Origin of the sequence: Christensenella massiliensis, from assembly GCF_040409835.1 — a bacterium.
GTDB classification, from domain to species: Bacteria; Bacillota; Clostridia; order Christensenellales; family Christensenellaceae; genus Christensenella; species Christensenella massiliensis.
In genome coordinates, this window is the sequence record NZ_CP117826.1 from 1,577,805 (window position 1) to 1,589,955 (window position 12,151).

General features: G+C 54.0%; 12 protein-coding genes. 4 read left to right on the top strand and 8 right to left on the bottom strand.

The genetic code is table 11. The annotated features are described in order from the left end of the window. Positions 1 to 8: 8 nt before the first annotated feature. The 7 genes from PUP29_RS07585 to PUP29_RS07615 form a co-directional block, all read right to left on the bottom strand. Positions 9 to 86, bottom strand: a complete 78-nt coding sequence (locus tag PUP29_RS07585) for a hypothetical protein (RefSeq protein ID WP_353424070.1) — start codon at positions 84 to 86, stop codon at positions 9 to 11. Further along, positions 83 to 526, bottom strand: coding sequence for an RNA polymerase sigma factor (locus PUP29_RS07590; protein ID WP_079546447.1), 444 nt, complete (start codon positions 524 to 526; stop codon positions 83 to 85). Before PUP29_RS07590 ends, PUP29_RS07585 begins: the two co-directional genes overlap by 4 nt. 65 nt (positions 527 to 591) lie before the next feature. Further along, the gene (locus tag PUP29_RS07595) at positions 592 to 813 is read right to left on the bottom strand and encodes a hypothetical protein (protein ID WP_079546446.1); all 222 of its coding nucleotides are present in this window, start codon (positions 811 to 813) and stop codon (positions 592 to 594) included. A gap of 127 nt (positions 814 to 940) precedes the next feature. Further along, positions 941 to 2,980 (bottom strand): leucine-rich repeat domain-containing protein, encoded by a 2,040-nt coding sequence (locus PUP29_RS07600; protein WP_079546445.1) that lies wholly within the window; start codon positions 2,978 to 2,980, stop codon positions 941 to 943. 125 nt (positions 2,981 to 3,105) lie between these two features. Further along, positions 3,106 to 5,307: a beta-glucosidase family protein gene (locus PUP29_RS07605; RefSeq protein ID WP_353422884.1), complete on the bottom strand. Its 2,202-nt coding sequence runs from the start codon at positions 5,305 to 5,307 to the stop codon at positions 3,106 to 3,108. A gap of 230 nt (positions 5,308 to 5,537) precedes the next feature. Further along, positions 5,538 to 6,608 carry a glycosyltransferase family 4 protein gene (locus PUP29_RS07610; RefSeq protein ID WP_079546443.1) on the bottom strand — a complete coding sequence of 357 codons (1,071 nt, stop codon included), beginning with the start codon at positions 6,606 to 6,608 and terminating at the stop codon, positions 5,538 to 5,540. A gap of 15 nt (positions 6,609 to 6,623) precedes the next feature. Then, on the bottom strand, positions 6,624 to 7,856 hold the full coding sequence (locus PUP29_RS07615) for an LL-diaminopimelate aminotransferase (protein ID WP_079546442.1): 1,233 nt from the start codon (positions 7,854 to 7,856) through the stop codon (positions 6,624 to 6,626). A 247-nt stretch (positions 7,857 to 8,103) separates the two neighbouring features. On the opposite strand from PUP29_RS07615, the gene PUP29_RS07620 reads away from it, so the two are divergent. The 4 genes from PUP29_RS07620 to PUP29_RS07635 all read left to right on the top strand — a co-directional run bounded on the left by PUP29_RS07620 (position 8,104) and on the right by PUP29_RS07635 (position 11,525). Beyond that, positions 8,104 to 9,084: a Gfo/Idh/MocA family protein gene (locus PUP29_RS07620; RefSeq protein WP_079546441.1), complete on the top strand. Its 981-nt coding sequence runs from the start codon at positions 8,104 to 8,106 to the stop codon at positions 9,082 to 9,084. Between the two features lie 201 nt (positions 9,085 to 9,285). Continuing rightward, a complete protein-coding gene (locus tag PUP29_RS07625) occupies positions 9,286 to 10,797 on the top strand; it encodes a DUF1538 domain-containing protein (RefSeq protein WP_353422885.1) in 1,512 nt (503 codons plus the stop codon). Between the two features lie 16 nt (positions 10,798 to 10,813). Further along, positions 10,814 to 11,206: a hypothetical protein gene (locus PUP29_RS07630; protein ID WP_079546439.1), complete on the top strand. Its 393-nt coding sequence runs from the start codon at positions 10,814 to 10,816 to the stop codon at positions 11,204 to 11,206. Next, the gene (locus tag PUP29_RS07635; RefSeq protein WP_079546438.1) at positions 11,181 to 11,525 is read left to right on the top strand and encodes a P-II family nitrogen regulator; all 345 of its coding nucleotides are present in this window, start codon (positions 11,181 to 11,183) and stop codon (positions 11,523 to 11,525) included. Before PUP29_RS07630 ends, PUP29_RS07635 begins: the two co-directional genes overlap by 26 nt. A 65-nt stretch (positions 11,526 to 11,590) precedes the next feature. Here PUP29_RS07635 and PUP29_RS07640 read toward each other — a convergent pair whose 3' ends face one another. After that, a complete protein-coding gene (locus PUP29_RS07640) occupies positions 11,591 to 12,085 on the bottom strand; it encodes a hypothetical protein (protein WP_079546437.1) in 495 nt (164 codons plus the stop codon). Positions 12,086 to 12,151: the final 66 nt, after the last annotated feature.

A 12,151-nucleotide genomic window follows, 5' to 3' on the forward strand; every position in this document is an offset into this window, starting at 1 on the left:
ACCCTGCTTCAGAGTTCCCGCAAACCAGCCGTCCGTAATTTCTTCAGTGTACGGGAGAGCGCCGTGCCCACCGTGCTCTCGTTCATACCGAGCAAAGAGGCGGTCTCCCTGTTGTGATAGCCCTCAAAAATTTATAGTAAACAATGAGCCGTTCGCGTTCCCTAAGCTTCATGAGCTCGAGATAGATCACCCGGCGCTTTTCCGAGGAGATCTGCTCCGCCTGCTCCTCAAAATCGACCGGCAGGACGACTCCGGCAGTTTCGTCGTCGAGAGAGACCGTCCGCTTCTTCGCACGGAAAAAATCGATCAGCGCATTTTGAGCGATCCGGCAGAGCCACGTCCTGAGGGACGCCCGACTCTCGTCAAATGTTTCTGCGCTGCGGGCCGCTTTCATAAAGATCACGCTCACGACGTCCTCCGTATCCTCCCGGGACAGGAGCCGGTAAAAAATATAGTTGTAGATCTTCGGGAAATATTCCCGGTACATTCGTTCAAAGCCGCTTTGGCTCGTGATATCGTAGTTCAAACGTATTCTCCGCTTTGGCTTTTCGTCTTGCTTTACGGCAGCCTGCCAAGGCGGGCGTGCGCGGGCTATCGCTTGTCCGTCTCCTCCGTTTGTTTTGGCAAACGGTCATCCCGATAGACCGGCGGCTTTCCGGCGGCATGGACGGAAGCAAGGTCGTCGTCTTCGAACTTGCCCCAAAACGCCGACCTCAGCTGCCCGAGCAGTTTCTCTTCCAAATTACTCTCCTGTGAAAAGTCCATGATCTCCGCTTCTTTTTTCCGTTCCGGAAACCGGGAATTTTTTTTCATTCGCCCTGCTCCTGCTTTTTACGCCGCCCATCCCAATATATCTCTTTCAGATTATAGCAGAAAACGGCTGCCGCGTCACGCGGCAAAAAAATATCCGCCATTCCGGGCGGATATTTCTTATATCGTGCTATTTTGTTTTCCCTGCGCGCCGTGCGAATGTCGTTCCCAACATGGCCAGCAGTGCGGCCGCAGCCAGAATATAGGCTCCCGGCCCGCCGGAAGCATCGTCTGTACGGGGCGCAATCCCGCTTTCATCTGCTCCCGCCCCGGGAACGGGATATCTGAGCGTCACGGTTCCCGTATAGTTTCCGATATATTGTATTGTGACAAGAACGCCGGTTCCCTGCCGCTCCTCCGTTACCGTATAGTCTTTGCCGCGCTCAAGCACGGTACTGCCGTCCTTGATGACAATGCTGTCTGCGTCCTCCGCATTTTGCAGCGGCAAGGGGGATATTGCAAAGCCGGTTCCGTCCTTGGGCCGGATCATGACGTGTACGGGGATATGCTCTACCGTGACGTAATCGGCGGTATCCGCAGGCGTATAGGTCACCTCAAACGTATGCTCTCCGGCGTTTCCCACACTCAGGCTCCCGTCTGTCCACGAAAATCCTGTTCCCAGTGAAATATCGCGCAGGATATCCCCATAGGTCCCCGAAAGCGTCTGCGGAACCGTGTAAGCCGGCACCGCCTTATAGATCTCAAATTCCGTTTCCGCCTCAAGCCCGGGATAATCGTCCGTTCCATCCACTACTGCCCGGACCGTCCACGTTCCGGCGCTCTGCGGTATATTTTCTGTGAATACTCCGTTCCTGCCATAGAGAAAGCGGACGGTTCCAAGCCGTGCCTGTGCATGCGGCTTAGACGGCGTTTCCCCAAAGGTCCAGTTTTGGATACTGAGCGGCGTTATCCATGCGTTTCCCTCTACGACGTCGAGCTTCGCATGCAGCGTCACGCCGTTGCTCGTATAATCGTAGGAGACCGGCATGCCGACGGTGAGATTTTTCAGCACCGTTCCGTTCAGAACAGCATTTTTAAGATTGCTGACTGCCGTACCGTCAAACGCCGGATCGAGCTGTGTCAGATCGAAGGATGTCTCTCCCTGCGCCAGTTTGATGGTATAAGCCTTTTGCCCATCCACATTCGCTGCCGTATTCGTTCCCATGTGTAAAGAGATCAGAGCGTTGTTTCCCGCTTCTATCCTGCTCAAATTCGGATTGTTGGACAGGTCGAGCGTAAGCAGTTCGTTTCCATTCACTTCCAGCACAGAAAGCTGCGGATTATGCGACAGGTCGAGCCGGGTGAGCCGGTCTCCTTTGAGAGACAGGTAGCTGAGCTGCGGATTACCCGACAGGTCCAAGCTGCTGATTTTTGAACCGACGCAGATCAGGCTTTGAAGCCCGGCCGCATGGGTGACGTCCAGTTCCCCGATATTCCCACCCAGATAGGTGAACGAAATAAGATTCGGGTTGTGCGACAAGTCAAGCTCTGTCAGCCGGCCGCTTCCGCACGACAGGCTAGACAAAAGCGGATTTCCGCTTAAGTCGAGCTCTGTCAGCGGGTCGTTATAGCATTCCAGCGTTTTCAGCTGTGGATTTTCCGTCACATTCAGACTGGATATCTGATTGTTTTCGCAAATCAGCTGTTCCAGCTTGGGATTCCCGCTCATGTCAAGCGAGGTTATGGCATTGCCGTTGCATTTAAGAAAAGTCAAATTTGGAAAGAAACCAATCCCTTCAAGCGAAAAAATCGTGCCTGTCACCTGAGAGAATGAAACGTTGATGCTGCTTACCGCGCCGCATTCCTCCGGTGTCAAAATAGAATTGTGGTCCGTATCGAAATGTTTGCTGATATACGCCCGGAACACGGCATCCGGAAAATTTGCTTCATCGATCGCCACATCCCCGGCGGCAAGCGCCGTCGGGGCCTCTTTGCTTTCTGTTTCGGGCTGCAGGTCCGCAACCTCTTTCTGTGGGGCAGACGGAACAGAAGCCGGGGAGACATCCGTTTCCTGCGTCTCCTTCTCAGTCTCTTCCACAGCAGCAGTCTGAGGCACATAGTCCTCTTCGCCCGTTTCCGCAGCATAGGCCGAAGTAAACGGCAGGAGGCAAAACAGCGCGGCAAGCAGCAGCTGTGCCGTCTTTTTTCCTATTTCTGGTCTTTTTTTCATTATCATACCGCCTTTCGCCTTCCTTTTCCGTACAGAGGCGGACGGGAGGCTATGTCTCATTCATACCCCCTTTTCAGCCCGTTCAATCATTTTATAGGACAAAGCGGTATTTTTAAGACCATTTTTTACCGCACCTCCAATACGGCTTCAAGTGCGTCCGGATCCATGGAAGAATTTCCCACAATAATACGATAGCCGATCGGGTCTACCCTCCATTCACCTTTTGCATCGTCATAATAGGAAAGATCACTTACAGCAAGAGGAATGCTCACCGTTTTTGTCTGCCCCGGTTCCAACGTGACGCGCTCAAAGCCCCGCAGGTCTTTCAGGTGGCGTTCTACCGACGGTCCGCAGTAGCCTGTATACAGCTGCACGATCTCTGTGCCTGCCCGGCTGCCTGTATTCGACACATCGACCAACACCTTTACGACGTCTTCCTTGCTTGCTGTCTTTGCGCTCACACGTAGATTTCTCAATTCAAAATCCGTATATGAAAGTCCATATCCGAATGGATACCGCATATCATAACCATTTTTATCCGCAAGAAAATAACCGTGGTAGTAATCGTACTTTGCCTTTACTGCGTTTATTCTGAAGAATGGGAGCTGGCTCTCCGTCTTCGGGATCGAGACAGGCAGCTTTCCGCTGGGTGATACATCCCCAAAAAGGATATCCGCAAGCGCATTGCCACCCTCCATTCCCGGATACCAGATCATCGCGATCCCCTGTACTGTTTCGCACCACGGGTCCATAATGATCGAACTTCCGCCCATCACACAGACCGTAACGGACCGGTTATTCCTTGCACAGGCCTCAATCAGGCGTATGTCGCTGCCGTGCAGGCGCAGGTCGCTCCGGTCGCCGCCTATGATACCGTCTGCGCCGCCGCTGAAGGTCGCCATATATTCCCCCTCGTCTGCGCATGTAAGCCCTGCGATGACAATAACGGAATCCGCATCCCGTGCCTTTTGAGCGGTCATTTTCAGATCATCGCCGTCATCATAGAGGACCGCCGCATTTTTTACCCTGCGGTAAATTCCTTCAAGCGGCGTCACGGCATAAGGCGGGCGGACCGCACTCGAACCTTTTCCATCCCCGATATTGACTTCCGCAGCGAGCTTTCCGGCAATAAGTATTTTCTGCCCCTTTTTATCGTCAAGCGGCAAGACCCCTTCGTTTTTCAGCAGAACAAAGGATTCCTGCGCTGCCCGGCGTGCAAGCGCGATATGTTCTTTGCACACAACCTTTTCCGGTTCGGGCTTTTTATCTGCATTGATCTGCGCAAAACGGATCTTCTGCCGCAGCAGGCGCAGGACGGCATCGTCTATCACGTCCTCTCTTACGTTCCCTTTTTTGACCGCCTCCACCAGCTTTGTGCCCCAATGGATCGTCGACGGCATTTCGATGTCCATACCGCTGTTTACAGAATCCTCTGTATCCCGGATGCAAAACACGAAGTCTGATAGGATAAATCCACGGAAATCCCACTCGTCCTTTAATATTTTTCTCTGCAGGTAAGCGCTATGCCCGCAGGACTCTCCCCGAAAATAATTATAGGCACTCATCACAGATGCTGCACCCGCCTTGACGCAGCGTTCAAAATGCGGCAGATAGACCTCGCGCAGGGAACGCTCGTCCATATCTACATCTACCTCAAACCGCGTATTTTCAATGCTGTTTGCCGCAAAATGCTTGATACAGGCCATTACATGGTTCTGTACACCCTTTGTCAGCGCTTCCCCCATAACGCCCAGCAGATAGGGATCCTCCCCGAAGGATTCCTGCGCGCGTCCCCATGCCGGGTGCCGTACTAAATTGATGCACACGCCTCCATAATAATTGCCGCCCTGTGCTCTGATCTCCGTTCCAATCGCATCACCGATCTTATATTCAAGCTCTTTATCAAACGACGCCGCCCGGCCGACCGGAACCGGGAATGCCGTGGAATGGTACATCACTACGCCTGTCGATCCATCTGAAAATTTAACTGCGGGCAGGTCGAGCTGTGCATCCTCTCCTCCGTAATAAGGCGTTTTATTGTATTCCCGCGTGATGCTGAGCGCGATGGAATCCAGTGATTCGTCTCCGCTCATTTGATTCACTTTTTGCTCGAGTGTCATTTCCGCCAGAACTGTTTTTGCCAACTCATCTATCTGTTCTTCCGAGAGATCATGGAGCCCCTCGAATCTTCCCCATTCGCTTCCGATGTGCCGCGGCGCCTCTTTTTTTTCCTGTTTTACCCGCGTTTTAAGCTCTTCCATCTGCTCTTTTCCGAGCTCAAGCACTTCTTCATAGCTGCTGAGATAGATTTTTTTCATATATGCCATTTTTTCCGTCTCCTTTTCCGAAAGAATGATAATGCTCCATGCTTCTCATTATACGGAGATAAAAAACGTTTCCTATCCCAAATCCTTTGGATCGCGGTATACATTTTTTGGATAAGCCCCCCGCCCCGCGCAGCAGCCTTTCATAAAATTTTAGATATTCCGGCAAAGATTTCCGTGCGCATAAAAAAATGGCATGACCTCTATGTCATGCCGTTTTTTTATTTTTCTGCTTACATCACGCGCGAACCGACTGCCCGTAGCGCTTCTTCATATTTTTCCCTGCAGGCCGCAAGCTCGTAGGATTCCTTGATATCGCCCCGCGCAAGCTCGCCCATGTGCTCGCGCGCCGCCTTGTCGCGCAGCTCCATCATGCATTCGCAGCAGCGGTCCACATTGCCGATCTTCACAAGATAGCCCGTCACCCCGTTGAGGATATATTCGCTCGCGCCTACCGTGTCTGACGCCACGACCGGCACTTCGCACGCCATGGATTCGATGCCCGGCACGCCGAACGCCTCCGCGTCGCCCATCTGCACCGTTACGTCTATCGTGGCAAGGAGAGCTGGCATATCCGCATTTTTCACATGTCCGAGGAATTCCACCTTGTCCGCGATCCCCATGCTCTGCGCTTTCTGCCTGAGGCTGCTTTCCATCGAGCCGGTCCCCGCTATTTTCAGCGTCGCCGCGCCCGTCGTCTTTTCGAGATATTTCGCAAACGCGTCCAGAACGTGGTCCACGCCGTTCCCGTATTCAAGCGCCTTTAAGGAGCCGAAACACATGGAATCCTCCGGTTTTTCTGCGCCCAGCTTTTTGAACACCTCGGTATCCACACCGAACGGCGCTACAAAATACGCTTTTTCTTTTTTATAGAGCGTCTTGACGCGCGTAATGACGTTCGGAGCCGCCGCGAGCACGCCCGCTGCGTGCTTCACGCTTTTTTTCACCAGTCCTTTCAGGCCGCGGTCTGCCTCCGCGTAAACGTCCGGGCCAAGCACCGTGAGAAGCACGTTCGGCGCTTTCGCCTTTGCCGCGAGGAAGCCGTAGGTCGTCGCGCCGAATGCGTTGACCACGCCGAAGCCGCCGGCAGCAAGCTTTCCTTTGAGCTCCGCCGCATTTTTCTTATAACCGCCCTGCGCCGTGCTAAACGGCAGATATTCCACCGTCACCTTTCCGTCGAGCTCTCCCTGCTCATCCTTTTGGTCGGGCAGGGAAAAGACCGTAACGTCGTGCTCCTGCACGAAAGCGTTTGCCCATTTGACCGTATGCGGCGAGCTTGCCGCCGCTAAAAATGCGATTTTCATGATACTTCCCTTTCCTTACTTTAAATTGGCAAGGCGACTGATCGCCTTTTCCGTATTTTCCCTCGTATTGAACGCCGTCAGGCGGAAATAGCCCTCGCCTGCGCTTCCAAAGCCGCTGCCCGGCGTTCCTACGACGTTCGCTTCCGTAAGCAGTTTATCGAAGAAATCCCAGCTTTTCATGCCGTTCGGCGTTTTCAGCCATACATAGGGCGAGTTTACCCCGCCGTATGCCGTGATGCCGATCCGCCCGAGGCCCTCGCGGATGATTTTCGCGTTTTCCAGATAGAACGCGATGGTTTCGTCGATCTGCTTTTTGCCCTCTTCCGTATAAACCGCCGCAGCGCCGCGCTGTACGATATAGGAAACGCCGTTGAATTTCGTCGAATGCCGCCGCAGCCACATCGCATTCAGGCTGACCTTTTCGCCCCTGCTGTTTTCCCCCGCGAGCTCTTTGGGAATGACCGTATACGCGCAGCGCGTGCCCGTGAAGCCCGCCGTTTTGGAAAAGCTGCGGAATTCGACCGCGCACGTCTTGGCTCCGTCGATCTCATAAATGCTGTGCGGAACGTTTTCGTCCGTGATGAAATGCTCGTACGCGCCGTCGAACAGAATGAGCGCACCCGTTTCGTTGGCCCAGTCCACCCATACCTTGAGCTGTTCTTTGGTCATCGCCGTGCCCGTCGGGTTGTTGGGGGAGCACAAATACATCACGTCCACCCGCCGCTCCGGCAGCGCGGGAACAAAGCCGTTCTCCGCCGTCGTCGGGATATAGGTGATCTCTGTAAATTCGCCCTTCGCTGCGTCAAATTCGCCCGAACGGCCCGCCATGACGTTCGTATCCACATAGACCGGATAGACTGGATCGGTCACGCCGATTTTGCAGTCCGCTGAAAGCAGCTCCTGAATGTTGCCCGTATCGCACTTGCTTCCGTCCGAGACGAATATCTCGTCGAGGCCGATCTCCACCCCGCGCGCGAGATAGTCGTTCTCGCGGATCGCAGCGCGCAGAAATTCATACCCCTGCTCCGGCCCGTAGCCCATGAACGTTTTCGCGTCCGACATTTCGCGCGTCGCCGCATCGATCGCCTGCAGGACTGCGGGCGCAAGCGGGCGCGTTACGTCGCCGATGCCGAGCCGGATGATCTCCTTATCCGGATTCTCTTTTGTATACGCGTTCACGCGGTGCGCGATCTCTGTGAAGAGATAGCTTCCCTGCAGCCGTCCGAAATAGTCGTTTACCTTAAACATAATTTCTCCTTCCACGGGTGCGCACACCCTGTATTCATCCAATACAGTGTTATTGTACCCTATCTTGCGCCGGAAACTCAATAGATTTCATGAAATAAATGCGCGTATTCCCTCAAAAAGCCCTTCTCCCGCCATCCTTTTCCGGCTTTTTCTCTTTCCGCGCTCCTCTTTCCTAAAAATCCCTTGAATAAAAAGCGCGCATGTTGTATGTTTATCTTGATCAATAAAATAAAATGAGGTATTCCTTATGAAATATGCGATCATCGGCACTTCATGGATCACGCAGGCGTTTATCGACAGTGCGAATACACTGGGAGAGCTCACGCTTGGGGCGGTCTATTCCCGCAGCCTCTCCCGCGCGGTGGAATTCGCTTCCAAAAACGGCTGCGATTATGCTTACGACGACCTTGACACCATCGCGAGGAGCGGCGTAGACGCGGTCTATATCGCGAGTCCGAATTCCCTGCATTACGAGCAGGCAAAGCTGTTTTTATCCCACGGCAAGCATGTGATCTGCGAAAAGCCTGCCGTCGTCCGGCCCGAGCAGCTGCTTGAGCTGCACGACCTTGCGCATGAAAACGGCCTCGTATTCATGGAGGCCATCATGATGCTCCACCAGCCCTGTCTGAAAACAGTAAAAGACGCCCTTTCAAGGCTTGGGAGGATCGATACGGCACGCTTCGATTTCAGCCAGTATTCCTCGCGTTATCAGGCGCTTATGGACGGCGAGCTTCCGAACATCTTCAACCCGCGGTTCGCAGCCGGCTGCATGATGGACCTCGGCGTTTATGTCGTTTATCCCGCGCTGTATTTCTTCGGACGGCCGCGCGAGATCGTGACGCGCGCAAGGCTGCTTTCCTCCGGCGCCGATATTTCATTTACCAGCCTGTTCGTGTATGACGACAAGCACGTCGTACTCACCGCCTCCAAAGCATCGGAGGACCGGATCGGCTCTGAAATCTTAGGCGACAAGGGAACGATGACGATCCGCACGCTGTTCGAGCTTTCCGGCATCGGCATCGAATATCTGGACGGGAGCAGGGAAACCATTGTGGGCGACGTTACGCGCGAAACGCTGATGGCGAACGAGGCGCGGGATTTTGTCCGCTATGTCAGGGACCCTGCGGGCTGTGCGGAGGAGCTTCGGCGCGCACAGCGGCTTTCCCTCGATGTGCTGGAGACGATCACGCAGATGCGCGCGCAGGCGGGCATCGTTTTCCCGGAATGATTGCGAAAGGGCCGCGGAAGCGGTCTTTTTTTGCTGTCATGAAATGGCATGATCTGCCCGTTTCCTTTTCCTGCGCTTGATGCTTTCGGCTTTTTTTGCTATAATTAAAATAAGCTTACTGAAAGTAAGACGTTTTAGCAGAATATTTTTTGTCTATCAATACTACAATAAAAAAGAAAGGCCGGAAGCTTGAATAAAAACTTGTCAGCAAAATTTAAGGAAGCCCTCATATCGGTATTGCCGATCACGGCCATTGTTTTGCTGCTCAATTTCACCGTCGCCCCCATGACAGGCGGAACGGTCGCATTGTTTCTTATGGGCGCTGTGCTCCTCATCGTGGGCATGGCGCTCTTTTCTCTTGGCGCGGATATCGCCATGATGCCGATGGGTGAACGGATCGGCTCGCAGCTGACCAAAACGCGTAAGCTCGGCCTGCTCATCGTGGTAGCCCTTATTATGGGGATCGCCATCACCATTGCCGAGCCCGACCTGCAGGTGCTTGCCGATCAGGTCCCCTCCGTTCCCAATATGACGCTTATCATCACAGTGGCGCTCGGCGTGGGCCTGTTCCTCGTCCTCGCGCTCCTGCGTATTATTTTTCAGAAGAAGCTTGCCGTTATTCTGATCGTGCTTTATGCTGCTGTATTTGCCCTTGCGGTGTTTACGTCCGGCGATTTTCTTTCTGTGGCATTTGACTCGGGCGGCGTAACGACGGGGCCTATCACCGTTCCCTTTATCCTTGCGCTCGGCGTGGGCGTCGCGGCGGTGCGCGGCGGGCGCAGCGCGCAGGAGGACAGCTTTGGCCTCGTTGCCATTTGCTCGGTCGGCCCGATTCTCGTGGTGCTCATTATGGGGATGCTTTTTCCCGCGTCCAGCGACTATGCGGCGGACCTTTCTGTTCCGGAGATCGGCGGATTTTCAGACCTGCTGCACGCGTTTGGCGAGGGCTTCCCCGAATATTTCCGCGATGTGGGGATCGCGATCTCTCCGATCATCGCATTTTTTGTCATCTTTCAAATCGTATTCCTCAGGCTGCCGAAAACGCAGCTCTTGAAAATGGCTGTCGGCATGGCCTACACTTATTTTGGCCTCGTATTGTTCCTGACGGGCGTGAACGTAGGCTTTATGCCGGTGGGCAACTATCTCGGCACGCAGATCGGCTCTGTGGACTATAACTGGATACTCATTCCGCTCGGCATGATCATGGGCTTCTTCGTCGTCATGGCGGAGCCTGCCGTACATGTTCTGAACAAGCAGGTGGAGGAGATCACCGTAGGAGCCATCTCGAAGCGCTCCATGCTCCTGAGCCTTTCCATCGGCGTGGCAGTCTCGGTCGGCCTCGCTATGGTGCGTGTCGTGACCGGACTTTCCATTTGGTATTTCCTTGTTCCCGGCTATGCGGTCGCCCTTGGCCTTTCCTTCTTCGTACCGAAAATCTTTACGGCGATTGCCTTCGATTCGGGCGGCGTCGCTTCCGGCCCGATGACCGCTACGTTCCTGCTCCCCTTTGCGATGGGCGCATGCAGTGCGATGGGGGGGAATATCCTCACGGACGCCTTTGGCATCGTCGCGATGGTCGCGATGACGCCGCTTGTTACCATACAGGTCATGGGGCTTTATTATAAGCTCAAGACCAAAAACGACGCGGCCCGGCTCGCCGGAGGGCTTGGTCAGGCCGCCGCAGAGGACGAGGAAGAGATCATCGATCTCTAAAAAAGGAGGTTTTTTTATGGCGGAAGCCGTGCGCAAAAAAATGAAGATGCTGGTCACGATCGTCGACCGGGAGAAAGGCAAAGACGCTTTGCATACCCTGCGCGGCGAGGGGCTGTATTATAATATGATGCTGATGGGGCGGGGCACCGCTTCTTCCGAGCTTCTCGATATTTTGGGGCTTGGCGAAACGGAAAAATATGTTATACTGAGCTTTGTGGCGGAAGATAAGGTTCGGCAGGTCATGCGCATGCTGGAAAACGACCACGAGCTGCGGGAAGCGGGAAACGGCATTGCCTTTACCATACCGATCGGCAGCGTAGGCGGTCCTACGACACTTTCCTTTCTCTCCCAACTGTTTGAAACGCTGAAAGAGGGTACGAACCATGGAACTATCCCAAAAAGAATTTGAACTCGTGATCACGATCGTAAACCGCGGCTTTGCCGACGAGGTCATGGATGCGGCAAAGGCCGCAGGAGCGACGGGCGGCACCGTGCTGTATGGTCGCGGCACCGGCATCCATGAGGCGGAAAAATTTTTCGGCATCACGATACAGCCGGAAAAGGAAGTCGTCCTCATACTCACGCCGCTCAAGACGCGGAACGCTATCATGAAAGCGATCTGCAAAGGCGCCGGCCTTTCCACCGAGGGGCATGGGATCTCTTTCTCCCTGCCTGTGGAAGATGTGATGGGCATCGTCCATCTGGATCAATGGGAGCCGAAGGGCTGAATCGCTCCATATAAAAAGACAGGCATGGAGCCTGTCTTTTTTTGCGATAAGCAATAAGCGCCCGGTCATTCCCTGCGCGCTTCGATTTGTTTTTCGAGTGCGGCTACAGCTTCCTTGAACGGTTTTCTTCCCATTCCTCCAAAATTTTCACCGATCAGGCAGTAGGTGAAGCCATTATCGCCCCACTGTGCGATCTGCGTACCGTCAAGATATCCGAGCCAGATATCATGCTTTCCTATCTTGTGCATACCCGCGTCTTTCGCGCCTTCTATCCCGCAGATATCGTCACTCACATCCTGCACGCGCAGGCGCAGTATCCTGCCATCCTGATTTTCATAGGTGATCTGCCCCAGCTCGCCGTCCAATATTTCAAAACGGGCCGCTTCGTAGCCGTCCATGCTGAGCGTCTCCATCGTAAAGCCCAGCTTTTCCGACATCTCGTCCGCGGACGAAACAGCTTCCACCGGCAACACGGCGGGCGTTTCCGCCGCAGGCGCGCACGCGCACAGCGTTCCCGCCGCTACCATCATACCGATTACCACAGATAAAATGCGTTTCATAAGCTTCTCCTGACTTCAAGATCTGTTTCATTATAGTACTGCATAGCACTACTCATTATAGCAATA